General features: G+C 42.0%; 23 protein-coding genes. 12 read left to right on the plus strand and 11 right to left on the minus strand.

What is annotated here, in order from left to right:
- Positions 1 to 80 precede the first annotated feature (80 nt).
- From NVS78_RS04135 to cobC, 5 genes are all read left to right on the plus strand, one after another.
- On the plus strand, positions 81 to 596 hold the full coding sequence (locus NVS78_RS04135; protein ID WP_286358054.1) for a bifunctional adenosylcobinamide kinase/adenosylcobinamide-phosphate guanylyltransferase: 516 nt from the start codon (positions 81 to 83) through the stop codon (positions 594 to 596).
- A gap of 35 nt (positions 597 to 631) precedes the next feature.
- A complete protein-coding gene (gene cobT, locus NVS78_RS04140) occupies positions 632 to 1,669 on the plus strand; it encodes a nicotinate-nucleotide--dimethylbenzimidazole phosphoribosyltransferase (protein WP_286358055.1) in 1,038 nt (345 codons plus the stop codon).
- A 125-nt stretch (positions 1,670 to 1,794) separates the two neighbouring features.
- A complete protein-coding gene (locus tag NVS78_RS04145; RefSeq protein ID WP_286358056.1) occupies positions 1,795 to 2,559 on the plus strand; it encodes an adenosylcobinamide-GDP ribazoletransferase in 765 nt (254 codons plus the stop codon).
- A gap of 394 nt (positions 2,560 to 2,953) precedes the next feature.
- The gene (locus tag NVS78_RS04150; protein WP_286358057.1) at positions 2,954 to 4,114 is read left to right on the plus strand and encodes a hypothetical protein; all 1,161 of its coding nucleotides are present in this window, start codon (positions 2,954 to 2,956) and stop codon (positions 4,112 to 4,114) included.
- 7 nt (positions 4,115 to 4,121) lie between these two features.
- Complete coding sequence (gene cobC, locus NVS78_RS04155) at positions 4,122 to 4,652, plus strand: alpha-ribazole phosphatase (protein WP_286358058.1); 531 nt, start codon at positions 4,122 to 4,124, stop codon at positions 4,650 to 4,652.
- Here the strand turns inward: cobC and NVS78_RS04160 are convergent.
- The 8 genes from NVS78_RS04160 to NVS78_RS04195 all read right to left on the minus strand — a co-directional run bounded on the left by NVS78_RS04160 (position 4,649) and on the right by NVS78_RS04195 (position 14,018).
- Positions 4,649 to 4,915 (minus strand): hypothetical protein, encoded by a 267-nt coding sequence (locus NVS78_RS04160; protein WP_286358059.1) that lies wholly within the window; start codon positions 4,913 to 4,915, stop codon positions 4,649 to 4,651. The two genes, cobC and NVS78_RS04160, sit on opposite strands and share 4 nt — an antisense overlap.
- A gap of 69 nt (positions 4,916 to 4,984) precedes the next feature.
- Positions 4,985 to 6,388: a WG repeat-containing protein gene (locus NVS78_RS04165; protein ID WP_286358060.1), complete on the minus strand. Its 1,404-nt coding sequence runs from the start codon at positions 6,386 to 6,388 to the stop codon at positions 4,985 to 4,987.
- A 149-nt stretch (positions 6,389 to 6,537) separates the two neighbouring features.
- Entirely contained in the window at positions 6,538 to 8,355 is a 1,818-nt protein-coding gene (gene typA / locus NVS78_RS04170; RefSeq protein WP_286358061.1) for a translational GTPase TypA, read from the minus strand.
- Between the two features lie 127 nt (positions 8,356 to 8,482).
- Positions 8,483 to 9,481 carry a class II fructose-bisphosphate aldolase gene (locus tag NVS78_RS04175; protein ID WP_286358062.1) on the minus strand — a complete coding sequence of 333 codons (999 nt, stop codon included), beginning with the start codon at positions 9,479 to 9,481 and terminating at the stop codon, positions 8,483 to 8,485.
- Positions 9,482 to 9,711: 230 nt separating this feature from the next.
- Positions 9,712 to 10,380: a uracil-DNA glycosylase gene (gene ung, locus NVS78_RS04180; protein ID WP_286358063.1), complete on the minus strand. Its 669-nt coding sequence runs from the start codon at positions 10,378 to 10,380 to the stop codon at positions 9,712 to 9,714.
- A 68-nt stretch (positions 10,381 to 10,448) separates the two neighbouring features.
- Positions 10,449 to 11,573, minus strand: coding sequence for a glutaminyl-peptide cyclotransferase (locus tag NVS78_RS04185; protein WP_286358064.1), 1,125 nt, complete (start codon positions 11,571 to 11,573; stop codon positions 10,449 to 10,451).
- Positions 11,574 to 11,626: 53 nt separating this feature from the next.
- On the minus strand, positions 11,627 to 13,096 hold the full coding sequence (cysS, locus tag NVS78_RS04190) for a cysteine--tRNA ligase (RefSeq protein WP_286358065.1): 1,470 nt from the start codon (positions 13,094 to 13,096) through the stop codon (positions 11,627 to 11,629).
- A 112-nt stretch (positions 13,097 to 13,208) separates the two neighbouring features.
- Positions 13,209 to 14,018 carry a M48 family metallopeptidase gene (locus NVS78_RS04195; protein ID WP_286358066.1) on the minus strand — a complete coding sequence of 270 codons (810 nt, stop codon included), beginning with the start codon at positions 14,016 to 14,018 and terminating at the stop codon, positions 13,209 to 13,211.
- 238 nt (positions 14,019 to 14,256) lie between these two features.
- Between NVS78_RS04195 and NVS78_RS04200 the strand changes: the two genes are divergently transcribed.
- Both NVS78_RS04200 and NVS78_RS04205 read left to right on the plus strand, forming a co-directional pair.
- Entirely contained in the window at positions 14,257 to 15,573 is a 1,317-nt protein-coding gene (locus NVS78_RS04200) for an MATE family efflux transporter (RefSeq protein WP_286358067.1), read from the plus strand.
- Between the two features lie 108 nt (positions 15,574 to 15,681).
- Positions 15,682 to 17,076, plus strand: coding sequence for an MFS transporter (locus tag NVS78_RS04205; RefSeq protein ID WP_286358068.1), 1,395 nt, complete (start codon positions 15,682 to 15,684; stop codon positions 17,074 to 17,076).
- Between the two features lie 64 nt (positions 17,077 to 17,140).
- On the opposite strand, the gene NVS78_RS04210 is transcribed toward NVS78_RS04205, so the two are convergent.
- Entirely contained in the window at positions 17,141 to 17,488 is a 348-nt protein-coding gene (locus tag NVS78_RS04210) for a hypothetical protein (RefSeq protein WP_286358069.1), read from the minus strand.
- Between the two features lie 182 nt (positions 17,489 to 17,670).
- Here NVS78_RS04210 and NVS78_RS04215 point away from each other — a divergent pair, with 182 nt between their 5' ends.
- The 4 genes from NVS78_RS04215 (at position 17,671) to NVS78_RS04230 (ending at position 23,624) form a co-directional block, all read left to right on the plus strand.
- On the plus strand, positions 17,671 to 19,572 hold the full coding sequence (locus NVS78_RS04215) for an AMP-dependent synthetase/ligase (RefSeq protein ID WP_286358070.1): 1,902 nt from the start codon (positions 17,671 to 17,673) through the stop codon (positions 19,570 to 19,572).
- A 20-nt stretch (positions 19,573 to 19,592) separates the two neighbouring features.
- On the plus strand, positions 19,593 to 21,440 hold the full coding sequence (gene ispG, locus NVS78_RS04220; RefSeq protein ID WP_286358071.1) for a (E)-4-hydroxy-3-methylbut-2-enyl-diphosphate synthase: 1,848 nt from the start codon (positions 19,593 to 19,595) through the stop codon (positions 21,438 to 21,440).
- Between the two features lie 90 nt (positions 21,441 to 21,530).
- On the plus strand, positions 21,531 to 22,883 hold the full coding sequence (locus NVS78_RS04225; protein WP_286358072.1) for an MATE family efflux transporter: 1,353 nt from the start codon (positions 21,531 to 21,533) through the stop codon (positions 22,881 to 22,883).
- Positions 22,884 to 23,009: 126 nt separating this feature from the next.
- Positions 23,010 to 23,624 (plus strand): cytidylate kinase-like family protein, encoded by a 615-nt coding sequence (locus NVS78_RS04230; protein ID WP_286358073.1) that lies wholly within the window; start codon positions 23,010 to 23,012, stop codon positions 23,622 to 23,624.
- Between the two features lie 90 nt (positions 23,625 to 23,714).
- Here NVS78_RS04230 and NVS78_RS04235 read toward each other — a convergent pair whose 3' ends face one another.
- Together NVS78_RS04235 and NVS78_RS04240 are read right to left on the minus strand one after the other, a co-directional pair.
- Entirely contained in the window at positions 23,715 to 24,581 is an 867-nt protein-coding gene (locus tag NVS78_RS04235; protein WP_286358074.1) for a NigD1/NigD2 family lipoprotein, read from the minus strand.
- A gap of 174 nt (positions 24,582 to 24,755) precedes the next feature.
- A complete protein-coding gene (locus NVS78_RS04240) occupies positions 24,756 to 25,544 on the minus strand; it encodes a 4Fe-4S binding protein (protein ID WP_286358075.1) in 789 nt (262 codons plus the stop codon).
- Positions 25,545 to 25,793: 249 nt separating this feature from the next.
- Here NVS78_RS04240 and NVS78_RS04245 point away from each other — a divergent pair, with 249 nt between their 5' ends.
- A complete protein-coding gene (locus NVS78_RS04245; RefSeq protein ID WP_286358076.1) occupies positions 25,794 to 26,654 on the plus strand; it encodes a TIGR01777 family oxidoreductase in 861 nt (286 codons plus the stop codon).
- The last annotated feature ends 23 nt before the right edge of the window (positions 26,655 to 26,677 follow it).

Consider the following 26,677-nt stretch of genomic DNA (forward strand, 5'->3'; position numbering starts at 1 on the left):
TGTTTTCTTATAGTACAACCTCGTTTTTTTTGTGCGATTCCTTTGTATTTCGTTAAAAAACAGAGAAATTTGCCGTTATGATGAAAAGAAAAATAATTTTGATCACCGGAGGACAGCGATCCGGCAAAAGCGATTATGCTCAGCGTTTGGCGTTGGAGTTATCGGATCATCCGGTTTATTTGGCCACTTCACGCGTTTGGGATGAAGAGTTCCAAGAACGGGTAAGGAGGCATCAACAGGATCGCGGTCCCCAGTGGACTAATATCGAAGAAGAGAAGTATATATCGGAATGCGATGTGAGGGGGCGTGTTGTGGTAATCGATTGTATTACTTTGTGGAGTACGAATTTCTTTTTCGATAATGATTCCGATATTGAGAAATCTTTAAGAGACATTCAGTGTGAATTCGATCGCTTTACGGCGCAGGAGGGGACGTTTATTTTTGTAACGAACGAGATCGGTATGGGGGGAATAGCCGTGGATCCGGTACAACGTCGTTTTACCGACTTGCAGGGTTGGGTAAATCAGTATGTAGCTTCGCGGGCAGACGAGGTGATACTGATGGTTTCGGGTATTGAAGTAAAAATTAAAGGATGAAGTTTCAGTTTATAATCTAAAATCGATACGATAAAATGAGAGCGTTTGTAATAAAAGAAACAGATAAGGCCATAGTGCCTGTTTTGATGGATAAAATCAATAATTTAACAAAACCCAAGGGCTCTTTGGGACGATTGGAAGGGTTGGCCATACAATTGGGGACGATTCAACAAACGCTTTCGCCGGAATTGAGGAAGCCGCAAAATATTATCTATGCCGCCGATCATGGGATTGTTAAAGAGGGCGTTAGCTTTTCAGCACCGGAAGTAACCCGACAGATGATTTATAATTTCATCAAAGGCGGTGCAGGCGTGAATATGTTCGCTCGTCAGCATCATTTCGGCCTTAAATTGGTAGATTGTGGCGTGAACGGGGATTTTGGCGTATTGGAGGGTTTGATCGATCGAAAGATCAGGAAAGGAACTTCTAACTTTCGTTACGAGGCGGCAATGAGTGAGGAGGAGTTTGAGCGGGCTATTGAAATCGGAGCAGAGATCGTGGATATGGTTTACGCGGAAGGAACCAATGTGGTGAGTTTTGGAGAGATGGGAATAGCTAATACGTCGCCTTCTTCCGTTTGGATGTCCTATTTCACCGGGATCGATTTAAAACAATGCGTGGGAGCCGGAAGCGGTTTGGCAAGTGATGGTATTAAACATAAGTATGAGGTATTGAAGGCTTCCATGGAAAATTATACCGGGGACGGATCGACAGAAGATATTTTACGTTATTTCGGGGGATTCGAGATGGTTGCTGCTGTCGGGGGAATGTTACGTGCCGCGGAGTTGGGAATGGTTATTATCGTGGATGGATTTATCATGACTAATTGCGTGCTGGCAGCAAGAAAATGTTGTCCGGCAGTAACGGATTATTGCGTATACGGACACCAGGGAGATGAAACGGGACATAAATTATTATTGGATTATTTGGAAGCTAAGCCGTTGTTGAACTTAGGATTACGCTTGGGCGAAGGGACCGGAGCTATTTGTGCCTATCCGCTATTGGAATCAGCTGTGCGTATGATTAATGAAATGGCTTCATTTAAACAGGCCGAGGTAACGAAATATTTTTAGTTTGAAAGATTCGATGATTATAAGGATCAAGCGATTGAATTTAATCTCTGAATTACTTAATCTCTCGATCACTTAATCTTTCTGACTCCCATCCAGTTGATTTATAATCTGCAATTTACAATACTATGAAAGGTTTATTGGCGGCGATGATGATGTTTACCCGATTGCCGTTGTGGCATTGGGTAAGTGTGGATAAACGTTATTTTGAGGAGGCCATACGGTATTGGCCTGTGGTCGGTTTTTTAACCGGTTTTGTTACGGCCGGAACTTTTTGGTTAGCTTCGTTCGTGTTACCGGTGGGGATTGCCTGCGTATTGGCAATCATTGCCCGTGTTTTACTAACCGGAGCTTTACATGAAGATGGTTTGGCTGACTTTTTTGATGGGTTCGGCGGGGGAACCACCAAAGAGAAAATTTTAGCTATTATGAAGGATTCGCGTATCGGATGTTACGGAACCATCGGGTTGATTCTCTATTTTCTGCTCTATTATAGTTTGTTGTTTGCCATCGGGGAATCGGGAGTGGAGACTTCCGTGTTATTTGCCATTATTTTGAGTGCGGATTGTTTTTCTAAATTTTGTGCGGCCGGAATGATCAATACGCTTTCCTATGTTCGAAAGGTAGAAGAGAGTAAAATACATTTATTATATAATAAGGTTAAGCTCTTTCTTTTTGTAGGGGTCGGTTTTCTTGTTTTAATACCCTTTCTTTTTTTGGACGCTTATTTATGGTGTGCAGTTTTCCCTGCTTTAATGATGGCATGCGGGTTGCGTTTTTTTCTGAAATTCAAGATCGGAGGATATACCGGAGATTGTTGCGGGGCTTCGGTATTATTGATCGAGCAAGTATTTTATATAACAATTGTGGCTCTTCTATTACGATACAGGTGATACCGATGGACGCTAAATAAAAAATAAACAGGACCTTTATAACGCCTAACGTTTTTCCGAGTAACCACTCGCTATTCCCGGCGGGATGAACCTCGAGGTTTTGGGCTGTCGATCTCTTGTAGAACCCGCTGATCGTAAAGATGACAAATAGGTTCTGAAGGAGGTTGAGAAGCGTGGTGTTGACCCAGGGGATATCTCCTTCTATAAGCAGAAAGGAGGATAAAAATAATCTTAAAATTAAACTTTTCATGTTCGTACGCTTTAGTGATTAAATATGGAAGGACGAAGTATCGACTGTAATTTTATAAACAAAATTTTAGACGATTTATTTTAATTCTATATAATGCTATCAATAAATTCTTTTCCTATATTTGCTTTATAAAAAAACGGTGATATGAAAACTATTCTTATAATTTTAAGCTTCCTGATCTGGGGAGGAGAAGATGGTTTTGTTTCAGCCCGAAAAGAGGAACATGTACGGGTATTGAGGCCTTTAGAGCAATGTGAGAGAGTAACCGATTTGAATAAGTGGATAGAGCGAGTGGAGGTGATACCGTTGGATAAAGTGGAGGGAATTACAGTTTGGAGCCGTAAAATTTTGCTTGTGCCGGGGGAGAATATTATTTTGTGGGATAATCGTAATATCGCTTTTTTCGATGCTTCCGGTAAATATTTGTTTACTATTGGAAGAGAGTGTATGCCGAAGGAGGGCAATTGCGGAACTATTCGGGATGTGGCATTGGATTTTGATAAAAATGTGTTGTTGGCATTGGATTGGAAGGGGGATGTACAATTGTACGATCTGACCGATGGTCATTGGTTGGAAAGTATTCATCCGGAATATTCGGAGGCGGGAGATGCTTATGAGATTGCTCCGTCGACGGACGGTGGTTTTTTTCTCTATTTTTGTATGTTGGATGAGGATAGTTTTTCGAAGCCATTCGATCAGTTAGTGTCATTTGATAAAAAGGGGAAAAAGACAGGAAGCTATCTGTCTCGTGCAGACTATACGATTCCTTTCTTCCTGATTTCTCCTTCTTATGATCGGTCTTATTATATCCGTACACAGGGAGGAGATCATTTTTATTATAGAGTAAAAGAGGGAAAATTGGAAAAAGAGTTTAAAATTGATTTTGGAAAACGGACAATCCCTGCCGGATATGCCTTTTCTCCGCTGAAGGAGGGTAAATCGCAGATACAATATTATTTGCAGGCGGATTATTTTAAAATGCCGATCTATTTTAAGGCGACCTCAAAAGAATTTTATTTTTCCGTTGCGGGCCCTCGTGCCGAAGCCTATTATTTTTTGTATCCCAACCGTAAGCAAAAGGGAATTTATTGGGTAGGAGAAGAGGGGGCTCCGGTACGATTTTATCATTCGGATGAGGATTATTTTTATACCATTCTATGGGATGATTGCAAGGAACTGAAGAAGACGGAAGATATTCAAAAAATAAAGGATCCTTTGAAACGTTGTGTATTGGAGCGTATCGGATTGATACAGCTTCACGCTTTGCATTTCCCTTTTATTACGAAAGTTAAATTTAAATCATGATAAGCCGATGAAGTTGACATTGATCAGGCATACCCGGGTAGAAGTTCCTGCCGGGACTTGCTACGGGAATAGCGATGTAGATGTAGCGGAAACATTTCCGGAAGAGGCGGAGAAGGTGAAGGACGGTTTAGTGGGAAAGCGATTCGATGCGGTGTTCTCGAGTCCTTTGCAACGGTGTACGAAATTAGCTGCCTATTGCGGTTTTCCAGATCCAGTACTGGATGATCGTTTAAAAGAGTTGAATTTCGGATACTGGGAAGGAAAACGATGGGAGGAAATTAAGGATCCCAAGTTACAGGAGTGGTATGATAATTGGTTAAATGTCCAGCCCGTAGGAGGAGAAAGTTTTCTGGATCAATACAATAGGGTTTCTGCCTTTTTGGATGAGTTGAGAAAGAAACCTTTTCGGGAGGTTTGTATTTTTGCTCACGGGGGAACGATTCAAGCTGTGTTGATTTATGCTGGTGTTTATAATTTTAATCAGGCATTTTCAAATGATATCACGTATGGCAGCCGTACGATCGTGGAGGTCGTTTAGCATCTTTCTTCCTCTTCTTCGGTATGGCGTATGGCTTGTTTGAGTTTTCGGCGTGCCTTCTTTTCGCAAACTAAAGCCAGGCCGATAATGAATAACATGATGGCTACGTCGATACATATTCGAGTACTGACTCCGTTGAAATCCATCATTGCTATTCGTACGATTGCAATTAATATGAGGATATAAATGAAAGCCCGTATCCGTTGTAATTTTTTTTGACAATGGAGTATTGCGTTGCTGGGAGATTCGTCCTCTTTTTTCATAAAAAATTCTTTTACGTCGTTAAATGTACGAATTATTTTTAATAAAAGATATGAATTTCGATATGAAGTTCAGTTGTTGACGCTGAGCCGGATAGTTACCCCTTTATCGTTTCTTACTTGTACGGTCTGATCTTCCGAGACGGGATAGACGTAAGAGTAGATACAAGGTACGACCTCTTTCCCTTTTTTGTTGACATATCCCTCTTTCCCTTGGGCACGGACTAAAGCATAACCCATGGAATTAAACGGTTCTATATGGGAATAGATACAACGGGTAAGGGGAGCTCCTTTATCGTTTAACAGACCTACCTGATTGTCTTGGTTTAGCACAAGAATGAATTGCCGCTCTTTATCAAACCAGTATATATCTTTGTACACGGAGGGAAGGGCGATGTCCCCGTTTTCGTCCAATAAGCCCAAAGCGTCGTCTTTGTAAATCCGAAATAGACGGTCGCTCATTTTTCCGATGGCGTCGTAGATACAGGATGTGATTTCGTTCTGCAAACTGTCGATTAATCCGAATTTTCTCTCTTTTTTTATTTTATACACGTTTGGTGTGAAATATTCCAGCTCTTCATACCGGGGAAGAAAGACCTCTTTCCCTTTTTTGTCGATATAACCGTACAAGTTATCCTTGACAACAAGAGCGAGACCTCTCTCTCCAAAATCATCAATTCGGTCGTACGTGGTTTCGCATATTGTATTACCGTAAGCGTCGATTAATCCGAATTTCCCTTCTGCTTCTACCCGAATGATCTCTCCGTTGTATAATTCTCCGTCGGCATCACAAAAGGTGGCCGATTGGTATTTGCAAGGCGTTACCATCTGTTTTTGGAGATTGATAAAGCCGGACAGACTATCGTTTGTAACGGAGTAAAGATGGGCCCCGAATTTTTGAATATCGTCGTACAGACAAGGGAGGATCTCTTTTCCGTCTCGAGAAATGTACCCGAATTTTCCATTTTGTTTAACAAGAGCTATGCCTGTGGAATCGAAAGCAAAAATCTCGTCGTAATGGAAAGGAATTATTTCTTTTCCGGAAAGGTTGATGTAGCCGTATTTATTTTCTTTTCTGGCTTTGGCAATCCCTTCTTCCGGAAAGACATGAAGTTCGTCATAGAGGCAATCCACGACATGCTCTCCTTTTTGATTGATAATTCCTTTTTTGGCGTTTAGAGTAACAACAGCCAAGCCGTTTTGGAAACTTTCTGCCTGTTCGTATTTTAACGGGACCGCGATTTTTCCTTTTGTGTTGATGAATCCGTAGGCATTGCCCATCCTGACGACAGCGACCCCCTCCTTAAAGTCTTTTGCCCCATCGAATTTATAAGCTACGATTTCTTCTCCCGTTTCGTTAATAAACCCCCACTTTCCATTGGCCATCTGGTGGGCGTAACCGATAAAATCGATCTGTTTTTTTTCCTTGCAGGCCAGCAATAAGCCGATCATGCATAATAGAAGGATATATTTCATTACGTGTACGATATAGTATATATTTTGAAAGATTAAAAGTAATAATAATTTTTTAAATAGAGTGTCTGTTCTTAATTGTATGAGTGATAAAAAACAACGCTGATCAATTTCATTTTGATCAGCGTTGTTTATATCTTACAAAGATTAAATTACTCTGCAGTAGCGGCAGCTTTATTTTTTCTTTTTCGTTCTGTCTCGTCAAGAATGATTTTGCGAAGGCGCATAGACTTGGGAGTGACCTCCACGTATTCGTCTTCCTGAATATATTCAAGAGCTTCTTCCAAACTAAATTTTACGGCAGGGGCGATGTTTACTTTATCATCGGAGCCACTGGCTCGCATATTGGTCAGTTTCTTGGATTTGCAGACGTTGATAACGATATCGTCCTGGCGAGTACTTTCGCCGATAACTTGTCCGGCATATACTTCTTCACCCGGATCGATGAAAAAACGTCCGCGGTCTTGCAATTTATTGATCGCGTAAGCGAAAGTATCTCCGGCTTCCATGGCGATAAGAGAGCCGTTGGTACGCATTTCGATTTCTCCCATATAAGGTTCGAAGCCTTTCAGGCGGTGGGCCATAACGGCTTCACCGGCCGTCGCTGTCAGTAAATTGCTTCTTAGACCGATGATTCCCCTTGAAGGGATATCGAATGTGAGATGAACTCGTTCATTACGGTGTTCCATGTTGGTCATGGTACCTTTTCGACGGTTAACCATTTCAATCGCTTTTCCTGAAAGTTCCTCCGGTAAATCGATCGTTAACTCTTCGACGGGTTCGCATTTGACGCCGTTGATCTCTTTTATGATTACTTTGGGTTGTCCTACTTGCAACTCGTAACCTTCCCGGCGCATGGTCTCGATAAGAACGCTCAGGTGTAATACTCCCCGTCCGAATACGACAAATGAATCGGCTGTTAATCCGGGTTGTACCCGTAAAGCAAGATTCTTTTCCAGTTCCCGGTCCAAGCGTTCCTTGATATGGCGGGAAGTTACGTACTTACCGTCTCTTCCGAAGAAGGGAGAGTCGTTGATGGTAAATAGCATACTCATGGTCGGCTCGTCGATTGCAATGGGAGCGAGAGCTTCCGGATTCTCGAAATCCGCAATCGTATCGCCGATCTCAAATCCTTCGATACCCACTAACGCGCAGATCTCGCCGCATTCTACTTCTTCCACTTTTTGTTTCCCCATCCCCTCGAATATCATTAAATCTTTGATTCTGGATTTTACTAGCGTTTCCCCGTCCCGCTTACATAACGTTACGGCCATTCCGGATTTTAGCTTGCCGCGGGTTAGTTTCCCGATGGCAATACGTCCCACGTAAGAGGAGTACTCCAGGGAAGTAATTAACATTTGTGGAGTTCCTTCCTGTATTTTAGGAGCAGGAATATCTTTGATGATAGCGTCTAATAACGGGGTAATATCAGTTGTCGGCTTATGCCAATCCGTTGACATCCAACCTTGTTTGGCACTACCGTAAACAACGGTGAAATCGAGTTGCTCTTCGGTAGCGTCCAAAGAGAACATAAGATCAAATACCTGTTCATAAACAAAATCCGGTCTGCAATTGGTCTTGTCTACTTTATTGACTACCACGATGGGTTTTTTACCTAAAGCAAGAGCTTTTTGAAGAACGAAACGGGTTTGAGGCATAGTCCCCTCGAAGGCATCTACCAATAGGAGAACACCGTCGGCCATATTCAGAACGCGTTCGACCTCTCCACCGAAATCAGCATGACCCGGTGTGTCAATGATATTGATCTTATAGTCTTTGTAATGAACGGATACGTTTTTAGCCAATATGGTAATCCCTCGTTCTCTTTCCAGATCATTATTATCGAGCAATAGATCGCCTTTGTTTTCTGTTTCTCTGAATAAATTTCCTTGGTAAATCATTTTGTCGACCAGTGTCGTTTTCCCGTGATCGACATGTGCGATAATCGCAATGTTTCTAATTTTCTGCATTTTGCTCCTTTATGGTATTGTTCCAAATAGGGCGCAAAGGTAATGCATTTTATTGGAAAGTGAATCAGTTGAATATAAAAAATATAAAAAAGGGACCTCGGAGTCCCTTTTTTATGATGCGATAGAATCAGCAATCAACGCGGTTTGCGCTTCCTAACACGTTAACTGTTTTGTGTTTATATAATTCCTTTAATGATTCGCGTGCGGGGCCGAGGTATTTACGCGGATCGAATTCTGCCGGTTTCTGGGCAAATACTTCACGAATAGCGGCTGTCATTGCCAAACGTCCGTCGGAATCGATGTTGATTTTGCAAACGGCTGATGTCGCTGCTTTACGTAATTGTTCTTCCGGAATGCCTACGGCATCTTTTACGGCTCCCCCGTATTTGTTGATAATGGCGACCTTGTCTTGAGGAACTGAAGAAGAGCCGTGAAGTACGATCGGGAATCCCGGAATCCTTTTTTCAATCTCCTCGAGGATATCAAAGCGTAAAGGAGGCGGAATCAAAATTCCCTCAGCATTCCGGGTACATTGTTCCGGTTTGAATTTGTTGGCTCCGTGGGAAGTTCCGATAGAGATAGCCAATGAATCCACCCCTGTTCTTTTCACGAAATCTTCTACCTGTGCAGGACTGGTATAGACGTGTTCAGCTGCTTTCACGTCGTCTTCGATTCCGGCTAAAACCCCTAATTCTCCCTCAACGGTTACGTCGAATTGGTGAGCATAGTCTACCACTTTCTTCGTTAGAGCGATATTTTCTTCGTACGGAAGGGCCGAACCGTCAATCATGACAGAAGAAAAGCCCATTTCAATACAAGATTTACATAATTCAAAGGTGTCACCATGATCTAAATGAAGGGCAATAGGTATATTGCATCCCAATTCTTTTGCATATTCAACAGCCCCTTGTGCCATGTAACGCAAGATGGTTTGATTGGCATATTTTCGAGCTCCGCTGGAGACTTGTAAGATTACCGGTGATTTGGTTTCTACGCAAGCTCCGATGATGGCTTGCATCTGTTCCATATTGTTGAAATTGAAAGCCGGGATGGCGTATTTGCCTTCCATTGCTTTCTTGAACATCTCTCTGGTGTTAACCAGTCCTAAGTCTTTGTAATTAACCATAGCTGATATTTTTTATAATCTGCACCAAAGTTAAGGATTAAAAACAGAGTTTTCCAAGAAAAACCGGAAAAAATTTCAAACGTTTGCGTAACCTGTTAATTTCATGTTGTCCGGAGATACAAGGATTGAAAATAGAGATTGAAATTCATGCCTGCGATCACGGCGCACCCCTGTTTGCAATCTTGTTCGAATGCCTGGTGTACGGTTAGGTCGTTCAATGCGCTATCTTTTTACCATTCGATCTCTTCTAAACCATGTGCTTTTAAATAGGTATTGGCTTGACTGAAGTGGTGATTTCCAAACCATCCGCCCCGATTGGCCGATAAGGGAGAAGGATGAACGGATTTTAATACCAAATGGCGTTGCGTATTGATGAAAGCTCCCTTACGCTGGGCATAAGAACCCCATAGCATGAAAACGAGGTGCTCCTTTTTTTCGGCTAATAGTTTGATAACGGCATCCGTGAACTCTTCCCATCCTTTATTCTGGTGGGAGCCGGCCTGATGAGCTCTTACTGTCAAGGTCGCGTTCAGGAGTAGAACCCCCTGATCGGACCAACGTTCCAAATTTCCGGAAGAAGGTATGGCTGATCCTAAATCGTTGTTGATCTCTTTAAAAATGTTTTGTAAAGAGGGTGGTTGTTCTATTCCTTCCGGTACGGAAAAACAAAGGCCGTGAGCCTGTCCCGGCCCGTGGTAGGGGTCTTGTCCCAAAATGACGACTTTCGTGTTGTCAACGGGACAATGGTCAAAAGCGTTAAAAATAAGTTTTCCCGGGGGGAATATACGGTTATGCTTGTACTCTTCTTTCACAAATTGAATGAGCGCTGAAAAATAAGGTTTTTCAAATTCTTCCTTTAAAAGGTCTTTCCAGGATTCTTCTATTTTGACGTCAGGCATGGTAGGTAGAATTTAGATTATAATTAAAAGATTTAATGATTTACGATTGGGAGATTTTGAAAATGTCATTATTTGACAGGCTTTATCTTTAGTTCAAAAAGTTTAGGCCAGCGTTTACCGGTAACATACAGGGTTCCTTTTTGGGCATTGTAGGCAATACCGTTCAGTACGTCATCATTTTCGTCTAACTTGCCGCTCTCCTCCTTTGTTAATAAGTCGGGCAGATGCAATTCTTGTTTGACAACCCCTGTTTCCGGATCGATAACGGCGATTCGATCGGTTAGCCAAACGTTGGCCCAGATCATGCCGTTTATGAACTCCAGTTCATTTAGATTCAGGACGGGACCGTTATGGTCGAAGACCTCTACTCTTTTCAATATATTGAAAGTTTCCGGATCGAGATGATAGAGAACATGAGTTCCGTCACTCATGATCAGTTTGTCGTCCATTGTGGTAATACCCCAACCTTGAGTTTGGTAATCGAACGTGGTTTCCAGCGTGAAAGTATTCAGGTCGTAAACAAATCCTTTGTGTGATTTCCAGGTAATTTGATAAATTTTGTCTTTGTAGATGGTAATACCTTCTCCGAAATAGGACCTGTCAAGATGAAGGACGGATAGTATTTTATTGTTTTGGAGATCTGTTTTTCGTAAAGAGGAGGCTCCGTATTGTCCGGTTCCTTCGTACATGAAATTGTCGTGAAATACAAGACCTTGGGTGTAAGCCTGGTTGTCGTGAGGGAAGGTGTTTATAAGTTGGTAATCGAGGGATACAGGAGCTTTGTTGGGTTTTATGACGATCGGCATGGTAGCAATCCCCTGTCTCTGGTTAGAGTGGAAAGCCATGACTTTTATCGTTTGAGTTCCGCATTTCCCTTCCGGGATTTTGAAGATATACTCCCGGGTATTACTGTCTAATGTGGTGATCCTTGAGTTATTGTACAGGATATGAGAAGAATCGATTTTATATCGTTTGTCGTAAGCGAAATTTATTTTGATTTTCTCTCCGAATACACACGTGTCGTTTTTTTGAGGATAGATAATCTGGATGCTCTTAACGTATCTCGTCGTATTTTCCGGTGATGGTTTCGCATTTGCCGAAACCGACGTTGCGTTTTTGTTTTTGGACTTCGTCTCCGTTTTGCACGAGATGAACACCAATGTAAATAATAATGCGTAGAATATGTAAGCCATTGATTTCTAATTATAATTATCTTCCTCCTGTGAGGAGGGTAAAAGAAGCCTCCTTATTCGAGGCTCCATTCGTATCCGTCTTTTGTGTCCTTAATAAGGATTCCTGCATTTTTTAATTCGTCACGAATCTGATCGGAAGTGGCCCAGTCTTTATTTTGACGTGCTACTTTCCGCACGTTCATCATCGCCTCTATTACTTTCCCTAAAGCTTGATTGCTTGCCCCGGAATCCTCTTCGCTTTTTAATCCCAGAATATCAATTACGATGTCTTGATATAGTTTTTTTAATTTATCTAAATTTTCGGTGTTTATTTTTTCATTGCCTGCGCTGATCGAATTGATGATCCGTACTCCGTCGAATAGATGGGAGATTAAAATAGGAGTATTCAAATCATCGTTTAGCGCTTCGAAACATTGATTTATCAAGGAATCCACATCTACCGTATTCTCGATTGACGGCTTCAGTTTATTCAATTGGTTGACGGCGGACATAAGACGTTCGTAGCCTTTTTGGGCCGCTTTTAATGCTTCGTTTGAAAAATCGAGCGGGCTGCGATAATGGGCTTGAAGAATGAAGAACCGAACCGTCATGGGGGAGTAGGCTTGTTCCAATACGTCGTTTTCTCCCGAGAAAAGTTGATCCAAGGTGATAAAGTTACCTAACGATTTCCCCATTTTTTGTCCGTTGATGGTTACCATATTATTATGCATCCAGTACCTTACGGCGTCGTGTCCGTACGCGGCTGCACTTTGGGCGATTTCGCATTCGTGATGAGGAAATTGTAAATCCAACCCTCCCCCGTGGATATCAAACGTTTCTCCCAGGTATTTTTGACTCATACAAGAACATTCCAAGTGCCACCCCGGGAATCCTGTTCCCCAGGGTGAAGGCCACCGCATGATGTGTTCCGGGGAGGCTTTTTTCCAGAGAGCGAAATCCAACGGGTTCCTTTTTTCTCCTTGTCCGTCTAACTGGCGTGTATTGGAAAATAACTCTTCTATTTTTCGGCCGGAAAGTTTTCCGTAATGGAATTTCCGGTTGTAGTGTTCTACATCGAAATAAATATTGCCGTTACTTTCATAAGCGAAACCGTTATCGATAATCTTTTTGATTAACTCCTGTTGTTCTATGATATGTCCCGAAGCGTGAGGTTCTATACTGGGAGGAAGTGTATTCAGATCTTCCATATTTTTATGATAACGGTTGGTATACAATTGGACGATTTCCATCGGTTCCAGTTGTTCCAATTTCGCTTTTTTGCCGATTTTATCCTCTCCTTCGTCCGCGTCGTTGACTAAATGACCTACATCAGTGATATTCCGGATGTATCTTACCTTGTAACCCAGGTATTTCAGGTATCTGAAAAGCAAATCGAACGTGATAGCCGGACGGGCATGTCCCAAATGGGCATCCCCGTACACGGTAGGACCGCATACGTATAATCCGACAAATGGAGGGTTAAGAGGTTCGAACAGCTCCTTTTTCCGATCTAATGTATTGTATATCGTCAGTTTATTTTCCATGGTATTTTTAGTCATTTGTTTCGGATAACAAAAGTAAGAAAAAAATAAAAAACAACTTCTCTATTTTTATAAAGTTTAAAAACAGGGCAAGAGAAGAGCCGGGATAGGAGATTTACTCTCGCTGCTTATACTTCAAGGCTTCCGGGATCAGGGCTTTTAATTGAGCGATCCGTTTTTCGTCTGCCGGGTGAGTGGATAAGAATTCGGCTTGTTTGCCTCCCCCTGCTGCTGCCATCCGTGACCAAAAGGCTGTGGCTTCATTGGGATCGTAACCGGCCATTGTCATAAAGATCAGTCCCAAATGATCGGCTTCCGATTCGTGTTTCCGTGAAAAAGGCAGGATGATGCCGACGTTGGCTCCGATTCCGATTACCTGTTCCAGTAACGCTTTTCTTGCTGCCCCCTGGGATTGGCCGAGTAATTCGCTTGCGGCAGTACTACCGTATTGAACCAATGCTTGCTGACTCATTCGTTCGTTGCTGTGATGGGCTACGGCATGGGCGATTTCGTGTCCCATGACGACAGCGATGCCCGCTTCGTTTTGGCAATAAGGCAAAATCCCTTCATAGAATACCACTTTTCCTCCGGGCATACACCAGGCGTTGGGTTCATTGCTGACAACCAAATTAAATTCCCATTGGAAATTTTGAATTTCGGATTCTAAACCGTGCTCTCTCAGGTATTGTTCCACGGCTTTGGATATGCGGGCCCCTACTTTCCGAATCCGGTTTTTGGCCGAATCGTCGCTCGATAATTTATTCTCTTTAATAAAACTGCTGTAAGAAGTCAGGCTGGTTTGTACCATCTGGTCTTCCGGAAATAAAATAAGTTGATGACGCCCCGTAATGGGTACGGTAGCACATTGGTACATCAATAGAAGGAAAGAGCCCAATAGGGTAATACGGGTAAATTTCTTTTTCATCGTTTGATTTCTTTTTTATTTCGAATGCTAAAATATAATACGTACCTGAAAAATGCAATGTTTTTCAATAGAGAATCTTTCGGAAAAAATGAGTTACTTTTTGCCCGTTGGACAGCATCCCGTTAACAATCTATTTTTATTGGGTTAAAATGTAATAGATAGCTAATAGAAACAAGATTTTTTTTTATTGAATTATTTTGAGGGAAATACTTTTATTTTTGTGTTAAAATAAAAAGTAATGAATCGGAGAATTCTTCAATTGGCCGTTCCGTCGATTATATCTAATATAACGGTCCCGTTACTGGGTTTAGTCGATGTGGCTATCGTAGGGCATTTGGGAGCGACCGCTTATATCGGGGCGATCGCGGTAGGTGGATTGCTGTTTAATATTTTATACTGGAATTTCGGATTTTTGCGAATGGGTACGAGCGGGTTGACTTCGCAGGCTTATGGACGGAAAGACGCTTCGGCGGAAACGAGGGTTTTGGTACAGGCGGTTTGTGTCGGGTTGGTCTCTGCAATCACCTTATTGTTGTTGCAATACCCGATCGAGCGTTTGGCTTTTCGCCTGTTGGATACCAGCGATGAGGTAGAACGGTATGCCGTAGCCTATTTTCGGGTTTGCATCTGGGGAGCTCCGGCTGTTTTGGCTTTGTATGGTTTTAAGGGGTGGTTTATCGGAATGCAAAATTCCCGTTTCCCCATGTATATTGCTATTGCGGTGAATACGGTTAATATTCTGTGCAGCCTTTGTTTCGTTTTTGGATTTAAGATGAAGGTGGAAGGAGTTGCCTTGGGAACCGTGGTGGCCGAATATGGCGGTTTGGCCATGGCGGTTGTTTTATGGGTGAAGAAATACGGCTATTTGCGGGTAAGGGTTGTTTTGCGGGAAAGTTTATATTTAACGGCTATGCGGCGTTTTTTCGCGGTGAACCGGGATATTTTTTTGCGTACATTCTGTTTGATTGCCGTGACTACTTTTTTTACTTCCACGGGGGCCCGTCAGGGGGACGTGATATTGGCGGTTAATACTCTGTTGATGCAGCTTTTTACATTGTTTTCTTATATTATGGACGGTTTTGCTTATGCCGGGGAAGCTTTAGCAGGCCGTTACGTGGGTGCTTGTAATTTAAAGCAATTGAAACATGCTGTCCGTAATCTGTTCGCTTGGGGCGTCGGACTATCTTTGTTTTTTACTCTTTTATACGCGGTAGGAGGGAAAAATTTTTTAAGTATATTGACGGATGATACGGAGGTCATACAGGCTTCGGCTACTTATTTTTATTGGGTTTTGGCTATTCCGTTAGCCGGATTCTCCGCTTTCTTATGGGATGGAATACTTATAGGTGCCACTGCAACGAAACAGATGCTTGGGGCTATGTTGATAGCTGCATTCGCTTTTTTCTTCATTTTTTATACTTTTTCCGGGAGTACGGATAATCATATGCTTTGGCTGGCTTTTCTGGTCTATCTTTCTTTGCGGGGAATCATGCAAACGCTTTGGAGTCGTAAGATTTTTACGCTGCAATATTTACAAAAAATAGGTTGTAAATGATTTTCGAGTGTTTCCGGATTATTTTGATCTATCGATTTCGGGTATTGTCGTGTATTGTAAAAATGTTATTTTTGCACGATTGGATGAAAATTAGTAAAAATTAAATGTATGAGTGTGACAACAGAAAAGAAAAAAGTGAAGTTCAGTAAAGCGTTTTGGGTTGCCAACACGGTCGAATTATTAGAGAGAGCGGCGTATTACGGTGTTTTTGTCGTAATCACCTTGTATTTGAGTAATGTATTGGGTTTTTCAGATATTCAGGCTGCTACTATCGCGGGAATATTTTCCGCTTGTTTGTATTTCTTGCCTACTTTCTCGGGTGCTCTTGCCGACAAAATAGGATTTCGTAAGTCCATGTTACTGGCTTTTTCGTTATTGACGTTAGGCTATTTGGGATTAGGGGTATTTCCGACTTTTTTGGCTTCTACCGGATTGGTGGAATACGGATACGAAACTCGTTTTAACGGATTGCAGGATAGTAACTATCGTTACGGTATCTTACCGATTATGGCCTTAATCGTTGTCGGCGGATCTTTTATTAAAAGTGTTATTTCCGGTACCGTGGCCAAGGAGACGGACGAGAGTACCCGAGCGAAAGGTTTTGCTATTTTTTACGGGATGGTAAATATCGGGGCTTTTTCCGGTAAGGTGTTGGTGACGCCGTTAAGAGATTCTATGGGACATGAGGGGATGATCGTCTTGAATTATTTCTCTGCCTCCATGACATTTTTAGCTTTAATAGCTATTTATTTTATGTATAAAAGCGATAAACATGCGGGAGAAGGAAAATCTTTCCGGCAGATATGGGTCGCTTTGATGAAAGTCTGTACGAACGCCCGTCTGATTATTTTAATTTTAATCATTACGGGATTCTGGATGGTGCAACATCAGTTATACGCGACGATGCCCAAGTACGTGATCCGCTTGGCCGGAGAAGGAAGTGCTATCGGGTGGTATGCTAACGTGAATCCGTTGGTGGTTGTGTTGACGGTGAGTTTGATTACGCAATTGATGCGGAAAAAATCGGCATTATTTTCTATGACGGTAGGCATGTTTATCATGCCGGTATCGGCTTTATGTATGGCTTCGGGTAATATGTTGAACGATAGCGAGATTGTTGGAATGCATCCGGTCGCTTTTATGATGATCGTGGGTATCGTGTTCCAGGGATTAGCTGAAGTATTTATTTCCCCGCGTTTTCTGGAGTATTTTTCTTTACAGGCTCCTAAAGGAGAGGAAGGGCTTTATCTCGGATTTAGCCATTTGCATTCGTTTCTCTCTTCTATTTTCGGTTTCGGATTGTCCGGATTCCTGTTGAGTAAATATTGTCCGGACCACGCTTTGTTTAGTAGCGAGGCGGAGTGGGCGGCAGCAGCTTCAAATGCTCATTATATCTGGTATTATTTTGCCGGAATTGCTTTGGTTTCGGCTATCGCTTTGATCATTTACGGAAAAGCGGTACGTTACATAGATGCCCGGAAACAGGAGATGGGTAACGAATAACTACGTAGTATATATCGGAATGAAAAGGTGTTTTTCCTAAATACGAGGAGAAACACCTTTTGATTTAAGGTTTGATTTGTTTTACAGTACGGGTGATTTGTTTGGAATGAAAAGGGATGCGACTAACGGAAAATAGTTCGTGTTTTTGTGCTGAAACCCTTATGGAGGTAACAAAGGGCTTCTTTGTTGTTGCCTTGCCTTTTGTCAATACATGTCCGTTGCGGGAAGGATCACCGTCATAGATGATGATATCATGATGAAGGGGGATCTCCGAAGACTCTTGGATGATGAATTTTAATTCTATGTTTTTCATCGGGGTATTTTGTTGCAGAACGCCATGTGCTTTATTGTTCCAGGCGATAGTAATGCCTATACAGACTACGGTAATAGTTAAGATTAAAAATCGGGTCATGTTATTCTTTTATGTTTGTGTAAAGATTACGTGAGAAAAGAAATTCAGGTTACATCCTGATAGGTAGGAGATTGGAAAAAAAGGTTATTATCCGGGAGTTGCCGTCGGGAATTGGAATTTCTTTATTAGATTTGTAAAATATCTATTTTTGTAGTTTTAGTAAGGAGGTTTTGTAAAGAGGTATGGATACAATCATAGCGTTATTTGAAAGGAGTTGCGAGAAATTTTCCGAAAGTCCTTATTTGTGGGAGAAGAGAGATGGAAAATATGTATCTGCGTCTTATCGGGAGGTTAAAGAGAAAGTAATAGAATTTGCCGGAGCTTTACTCTCTTTAGGGATGAATAAGGGAGACCGGGCAGCTCTTTTGAGTGAAGGATGTAATCGTTGGGTATATGCTGAACTGGGGGTATTGTACGCGGGAGGGATAAATGTCCCTTTAAGTATCAAATTGACAAGTGATGAAATCTTATTCCGGATAGAACATTCGGGAGTTCGTTTTTTAATTGTTTCTTCTTATTATTTCCGTCGGGTGCGTGAGATGAAATCCCGTTTGCTCCAAGTAGAGAAGATCATTGTATTCGATTATGAGGGAGAAGAGGAGCGTACTCTTTCTTTCGAGTCTCTTTTGTCTGAAGGCAAGTTGTGGTTAGCATCTAATTCTCACGTCTTGAACGATCGGATTCGGTCTGTTCGGGCAGATGATCTGGTAAATATCTCTTATACTTCGGGAACAACGGCAGACCCTAAAGGGATTATGTTGTCGCATGGAAATTATGTGACGAACGTGTTACAGGCCGATTCGCTGATACAGATTCCATCGTCTTATAAGGTGCTTTTGTTTCTTCCTTGGGATCATAGTTTCGCTCATACGGTAGGCATCTACTCTTTTATGTATAACGGAGCTTCGTTGGCTTCGGTGGATTTTGGAAATTCTCCTATGGAATATTTAAGAAATATTCCGGTGAATCTTTTGGAAATAAAACCTCATGTCTTGCTTAGTGTGCCGGCATTAGCGAAAAACTTCAGAAAAAATATAGAGGCCGGTATACGGGCGAAAGGACGCTTTATATGGAAGTTATACCGATGGGGGCTGAAAGCTGCATATCGTTATAATGGTCTGGGAGATGATAGGGGAAAAGGTGGAAAGGCATTTTGGTGGCCTTGGGTTAAAATGGCGGATGGGTTTATTTTCTCTAAAATTCGTCGGAGTTTCGGTGGAAATTTGCAATTCTTTGTCGGGGGAGGGGCTTTGTTGGATATCGAACTGCAACGCTATTATGCAGCCTTGGGGATTCCTATGTTACAAGGGTACGGGTTGACGGAAGCCTCGCCTGTTATCAGCTCCAATACGCCGGAACGGTATCGTTTCGGTTCTTCCGGTATGGTCGTAAAGCCATTGGAGTTGAAAATATGTGACGAGGAGGGAAAGGTTCTTCCGGTTGGTGAACAGGGAGAGGTATGGATTAAGGGAGGCAACGTGATGCTGGGCTATTGGCGGAATGAAGAAAATACAAAAGAATATATCATAGACGGATGGTTGCGTACCGGTGATATCGGTTATCTTGGGAGAGAGGGGTGGCTTTATGTTTTAGGCCGGTACAAATCCTTGTTGATAGCTAACGATGGGGAAAAATACAGTCCTGAGGGGATTGAAGAGGCGATCGTGGAACACTCCCGCTATATCGAGTGTTGTATTTTATACAATAATCAATCTCCATACACGGTCGGGCTGATTGTACCGAATAAAACAGCATTGGAGGAGTATATTATGCAGCAGGAGGTAGAACCGAATACCATGGATGCCTATCGCTCCATGGCCTTGAAGCTGGAAGAGGAGTTGATAGCTTTCAGAAAGGGAGGAAAATGGGCCAATTTGTTCCCGGAACGTTGGCTGCCAGCGGTTACCGGAATACTTCCTGAAGTTATTGGGGAACAAAACGGTTTGATGAACTCTACCATGAAGGTCGTGAGACGTAACGTGATCGAGTACTTTAGAGCGGAAATTGATTACCTTTACACTCCGGAGGGGAAAGCTATTACGAATAAGCGAAACCTTCGGAATTTGAAACGAATAATGTCATAATCGATTGAAATATAATTATTATGCGTAGGAGAACGAGACAAGTTAAAATTGGAAATACGTTTATTGGGTCGGAATATCCGGTTCTTGTGCAGTCCATGCTAAACACGAGTACGATGGATACTTTCGCTTGTGTGGAACAGGCTGTTCGAATTATTGAGGCAGGAGGAGAGTTGGTAAGAATTACGGCTCCGGGAAGAAGAGAGGCAGAAAATTTGAAAAATATACATATTGCTTTACGGGAAAAAGGATATCGGGAACCTCTTTCGGCGGATATTCATTTTAATCCGGAAGCTGCTATGATTGCGGCTCGTTATGTCGAGAAAGTGAGGATAAATCCGGGGAATTTTGTGGATAAACGGGCTACGTTTGAACATTTGGAATACACGGAAGAAGAGTATACGGAGGAGTTGGAGCGTTTGCGGGCGAAATTCACTCTTTTTTTGAACGTGTGCCGGGAATATCATACAGCGGTACGTATCGGTACGAATCATGGTTCTTTATCCGACCGGATTATGAGTCGGTATGGAGATACTCCTGAAGGAATGGTAGAGGCGACGATGGAATATCTTCGAGTATGTCGGGAAGAAGAATTTAATGATGTGGTGATCTCTTTGAAATCCAGCGATTGTCGAGTAATGGTGGAAGCCGTTCGTCTGTTAGTCAGGGAGATGGAGAAAGAGGGGATGGATTATCCGTTGCATTTGGGAGTGACGGAAGCCGGGGAGGGGGAGGACGGACGAATTCGTTCGGCTGTGGGGATAGGAACTCTGTTGAATGAAGGGATCGGAGATACGATTCGGGTTTCTTTAACGGAGGCTCCGCAAAAAGAGATCCCGATAGCTCAACGGCTGGTACGGATTTGTACTCCTGAATATCGTTCGGAATTTCCCGTTTGGAAATCTCGTTTTGTTAAACCTTTGATCGTGGCGGATATTTCTCATGTGGATTGTATCGACGAGCGAATTACGGCAGGATTGGATTTTCACGTTGCCGCGGTCAATGATCCGGTTTACGGTGATTTGCTGAAAGCAGGAAAACAGGCTCCGGAGATTATTTACACGGAAGCTTTGGGACCGGAATTAACTAAATTACCGGAGAGTGTGAAGATCCTTGTCCCCTATGAGAATATCGATGTCGCTCACGTGTATAACCGGAATGCAGTTGCCTTGATTGGGGTAAGGGAATTTTTAACCTTGGAGGAGGGACCGGAAGGTAATGGCGTATTTGTAGAGATACGGGGTGTGGAGGAGATAAATCAGGAGTTGGCCGTGAAATTGCAAAGAGAGGAAGAGGCTATTTTGGTATTGACACCGACGGAAGTACTTTATTCTGACTATCGCCATCTTTTGGAACGATTGGCTGAATTGAACATCAAAAACCGGGTGATTATCCGGGCGGTCGCTTCGGGAGAGGAAATAGATGATTTGAATCTGCGAGTTGCCGCTCATGTCGGAGGGTTATTTATAGATCGTCAGGGATACGGTTTATGGATTAGTTATCCTCAGGCGGGTAGCCCTTTTGACGCCCTATCCATTAGTCGGAATATTCTTCAGTCAGCCGGCGTTCGGCGCTATAAAACAGAGTTTATTAGTTGTCCGGGATGTGGACGTACGTTGTATAATTTAGAGGAGTCGGTTGCTAAGGTGAAAAAGGCCTTTGCTCATTTGAGTAAATTGAAAATTGCCGTGATGGGCTGTATTGTAAATGGCCCAGGAGAGATGGGTGATGCCGATTACGGTTACGTGGGGGCTGGGAACGGGAAAGTGAATCTTTACCGGGGAAAAGAAGTCGTTCGGATTGCCGTTCCCGAGAGCGAAGCTCTCGAAGCATTAAAACAGGTGATCATGGATAATGGGGATTGGGAGTAAACGAAAGAACTTTTTTGAATTTGTGGTGATCGACATGTTATAATTCGTCTATCTTTGCGGCCGTTTTTATTCAACAGCTAAATAGATCTTATGTCACAAAATACACCTTTGATTTTAGGTACGGAGAAAATCGGAAAATTACTTCTTCGTTATGCTATTCCCGCCATTATTGCAATGACGGCCTCCTCTTTATATAATATGGTCGATAGTATTTTCATCGGCCACGGGGTCGGCCCGTTGGCTATTGCCGGATTGGCGGTGACATTTCCTCTGATGAATTTAGCGGCAGCTTTCGGTTCGCTTGTAGGTGTCGGCGCATCTACTTTGGTGGCCATAAAATTGGGACAAAAAGATAAAGAGAGTGCAACGCATGTATTGGGGAATGTTATCGTTTTGAATATAATCATTGGAGCGTTGTTTATGGTGCTGATGCTGATTTTTTTAAAACCGGTACTTCTTTTTTTCGGGGCGAGCCCCGAAACATTACCTTACGCGGAAGATTATATGCAAGTTATTTTGGCCGGAAATTTGGTAACGCATGTATATTTAGGATTGAATGAGGTATTGAGGGCTTCCGGTTATCCTCAAAAGGCAATGGCGGCAACCTTGATGGCGGTGTTGGTAAATTGCGTGTTGGATGCCCTTTTTATTTTCGTGTTGGATTGGGGGATACGCGGAGCTGCTTACGCTACCGTCTTTGCTCAGGTTTTGGCCTTGAGTTGGGAGTTGATGCATTTCTTTAATCCGAAAAGTTTTCTTCATTTTCAAAAAGGTATTTTCGGTTTAAAAAGAAGCATAGTGGGAGGGATGCTCGCTATCGGTTTATCTCCTTTTTTAATGAATTTATGTGCTTGCTTGGTTGTCATATTGATTAATAAAAGTTTGAAAGTACATGGAGGGGATATGGCGATAGGAGCGTATGGTATAGTGAATAGAGTGGTTTTTTTGTTTATTATGATTGTGATGGGTTTCAACCAGGGAATGCAACCCATTGCCGGATATAATTTTGGAGCTCGACAATTTGATCGTTTGATTCGGGTGTTGAAATATACCCTGATTTGCGGTATCGGTGTAACGACTTCCGGTTTTTTGATAGGTCAGATTTTTCCTCGACCTATTATTTACCTTTTTACCGTACATGCCGAGTTGGTCGAAATTGCTTCGAGCGGGTTGAGGATTGTGCTTGCTGCATTTCCTTTGGTCGGTTTTCAGATGGTTACTTCCAGCTTTTTTCAGTCCATCGGGATGGCTAAAAAAGCTATTTTCCTTTCTTTGACACGCCAATTGTTATTTTTGATTCCCGCTCTTTTGATATTTCCTCATTTTTGGGGTACGACGGGAGTTTGGGCCAGTATGCCGACAGCCGATGTGATTGCTTCTGTCGTGACGGGATGTATGTTGCATTGGCAATTGAAACGGTTAAAAATTTCGAATTTGCTTTGATTGCGATGTTTTGTCGTTTTAGGTATGGGCTCTCGCGAATATTTTGATTTAAAATAGGCTCCGGCACCTTATAGGAAAGAAAAAATAAGTAATTTTGTATGTATAACTAATCCTAAATAAAGTGTTATGGAAAATTGTGTCGTTACAATCGGTAGGCAATTCGGCAGTTGTGGTAAGCAAATCGGACAAAAATTATCCGAAAAATTGGGAATTGCTTTTTATGATAAGGAGTTAATCACGTTAGCTTCTCAGGAGAGCGGATTGTGTAAAGAATTTTTTGAGAAAGCGGATGAACAGAATTCCGGTAGTTTATTGCATGCTTTTGCCGCGGGCTTTACTTTCGGCGGATTTCAATATAACGATTTTCTTTCCAATGAAAAACTATTTCAAATTCAGTCGGATGTTATCCGTAAATTGGCGGAAGAGAAATCTTGTGTTATTGTAGGACGTTGTGCGGATTATATTCTGCGGGAGAAGAAAAATTGCGTGAATATTTTTATTCATGCTCCATTGGATGAACGGATAAAAACCGTGATGCGTCGGGAAAACGTATCCGAGCATGATGCTTCGGAACTTATTCGTAGAATGGATAAAACTCGTCCGGGATATTATAACTATTACACGGATAAAGAGTGGGGAGTAGCTTCTTCCTATCATTTATCTGTCGACTCTTCTCTTTTGGGAATCGATCGTAGCGTAGATTTTATACAGGAATTTGTAAAGGAAGTGATCTCTTGTTGATGAATGGATACGGGATTTTAGAAAAGTATGGTTTTACGAGTGTTATAAGTTTAAGGGGGCTTTGGATAGGCCCCCTTAAAATGGGATTGTTTATTTGAGTTCACAAGAAATTCGGGTTTCGTTCGGACTTGCTTGATGATTCTCTTTTTGTTTTAAGCCTGACTTGGCCCGAGGATTTGTCTCTTTTCCGGACAACGAAAATGTTCCGTTGTCGCTTTTGGTAACGGTTTCGGGGATATTCTTTTTATATTCGGTCCAGATTAATTTTACCGGAACTTTGTTATGACCTTCCGGTACAATGGAAGTTAGGTCAAAAGATACTCTGCCGTAGCTCCAAACATATGAATCTGTGTTTTGGGCATCGGGTTTTTCTCCGTATGCGTTATGGCGTAAAGTGATATATACGGAGTCGTTGTGTAATCCCATATCGTCTTGAACCAGATTGATGAAGTGTTTTTCAGAGGAGCCTTTCTTTACCGGAATTTTGAATTCGACATTCAAGTATTTTCCGCCGAACCATGCTTCCGTGATAGTAATGGGATCGTTACCGATGCTGTCGTTTCGGACGGCTTCATTTTCTTTAATGAAGGATTCTTTTACGGGGACTTTACAAAGTACATCGTCAATATCGTATAAACGGATGTAATAATTCATTTTGCCATTTAGGCTTGTTTCCTCCCTTTCACTCCCGATGATGGAGTAATTGGCAACAACCCGCAGACCTTCTTTTACTTCATCGCCATTGAGACGTACTCCTTCGGAGAGAATCAGTTTATTTCCGTCATCCCGGCGGATAACGTATTTGGATTGGGAATGATCGACTTTTTCAAGATTACCATAGCTTATCCACGAATTTCCGTTCCCAACGTAGTAATATTCATCATCGTCATCGCATGACGTAAAGAAGAAGACGGCTAAAAAGCAAATTAACGCCAATTTCCATGTTTTATTTTCCATAGCTGTTTTTAATTATAAAGTTCATCTATATGATGCACTACTTTAAAAAAGGTTGCGTCAATTCGATTGTAATTTTTAATTAACGAGATCGGGAGATTGAAGGACTAAGAGATCCAATGATTGAATTGAATCTCTTAATCGATTGTCGGTACATTGCTCCGTTCTTATGGGTCGTTATTCAGCCATGAAGATTTCCGGTTCTTTTCGGTCATGGAAGTTCCTGAAAAGAAATTCCGTAAAAGGGGTATTGAATATTCTGGCTTGGCTGGGGCATTGTTTTACACAGGCACAACATTTAATACAAGTTTCATCGTTGCTTATGATTTCGTCTTTCAGTTGAATGGCTTCGACAGGGCATATTTCGACGCAAAATCCGCATCGGGTACATAAATCTTTTATGGTTTTCGGAGAGGCGGGAGTTTTGGGTTTCTTTTCTTTGTAAGGAATATTTCCTTTCACTTCCAATAAAGGGATATCGCTGGTAGAACCGTAGATATGCACTTGCTCCACGCTTTTTCTCCCTAATGTTTTTGCTATTTGCAAATCGGATGGGTCGGGCCGTCCGGGAGCGGTTGGCATTGTGGAGGTACTGTAAGAGTGTTCTCCGATGAAGGCTCCTCCACTAATGGGAATAAAACCGAGTTCGTTTACCGTATCTCTTAGTTCGATTAAGGCATCTTCGTAATCTCTATTACCATACAAAACGGCGATAATGGCTGGCGATTGATAGGCTTTAATGATTTTTAATCGATCCAAGGCCGTTTGCGCAACTCGACCCGCGTAAGTCGGAACAGCTATGATTGTTAATGTATTCTCAGCTTCGATTGATGTTGCGTTTGACGCGGGCGTCAAGTCGATCTCTTTTCCGATGGGAAGTTGAGTTCCTTTTGCGATGGCCCTTGCCACTTCCCGAGAAGTGTGAGTTGGTGAAAAATAGATCAATTGAATGGAATTAAATTTCATTTTGTTGCAGATTAATTGTTTTGCGGTAAAGATAAATATAAAAAACAAAGATTAATGTCCGGCGAAAATGAGATTTTTATTTTGTATCGGAGCAATGGCGTGAATTTCGAAACAGAAATTGCCGAAGCCGATATATGGATAAATTCAAAATAGAAGGTAATTCCTAAAAATAATAGTTGAAACGAGTAGCTTATGCTGTATTTTTCCGTAGAAGATATAGATGGGTAATGGTACAAAATGCAGAGCGTTATGAAGAATATTTATATTACGGGGATACATGGTTTTATCGGAGAAACCATACGAGGTATTTTTGAAAAATATGGATATAAGGTCAATGCGATTCCGAGAAACGTGTTGTTTGAGGGAGGGATGGCATTGAAGGTATGTATCGAAGATGCTGACGTGATTGTTAATCTTGCCGGTAAAAGTATTATGGGCCGTTGGACAGCTCGCGGGAAGGAAGAGATTATGCGTTCCAGGGTATTGGCGACTCGAAACCTGGTGAAGGCCGTCAATGCACTTCAGCGAAAACCTCAGGTTTTCATCAATGCTTCGGCCGTGGGTATATATAAGGAAGGGAGCGTAAGTGATGAAAATGCCACAACTTATGATTCCGGTTTCTTGGCAGAAGTTGTAAAGGGTTGGGAAAAAGAAGTAGCGTATTTGGAGGGTGTGCGTAAGGTTATTTTGAGATTCGGAATCGTGCTGGGGAAAAATGGGGGAGTTTTGAAGAAACTCAAACCATCCTTTCGGTTTCATTTATTCTTGATCATGGGAAGCGGGAAGCAAACTTTTCCGGTGGTGCATGTTAAAGATATTGCCGGTTTTATCCGGTACGCCATAGAAAACAGAGATATAGAAGGGATTTACAATATGGTTATTCCAAATACACTTAGTTACTTAGAGTTTATCAAAACCTTGGAAGAACATATTAGAATAAAAATAACAATAAAAGTTCCTGAGAAAGTATTACTGATGCTGTTGGGAGAATCTGCTTTGGTATTGACTCGCTCTGCTAATGTGATCCCCTTTCGAACGTTACGTTCCGGCTATCGAATGCAATATCCCGATTTAAAATCTATCTTGTCAGATGTTTTAATTGACGATTAGAATGATTTAGTGATTCAATGATT

The sequence above is a fragment of the Gabonibacter chumensis genome, from assembly GCF_024741215.1.
Classification (GTDB): domain Bacteria; phylum Bacteroidota; class Bacteroidia; order Bacteroidales; family Marinifilaceae; genus Gabonibacter; species Gabonibacter massiliensis.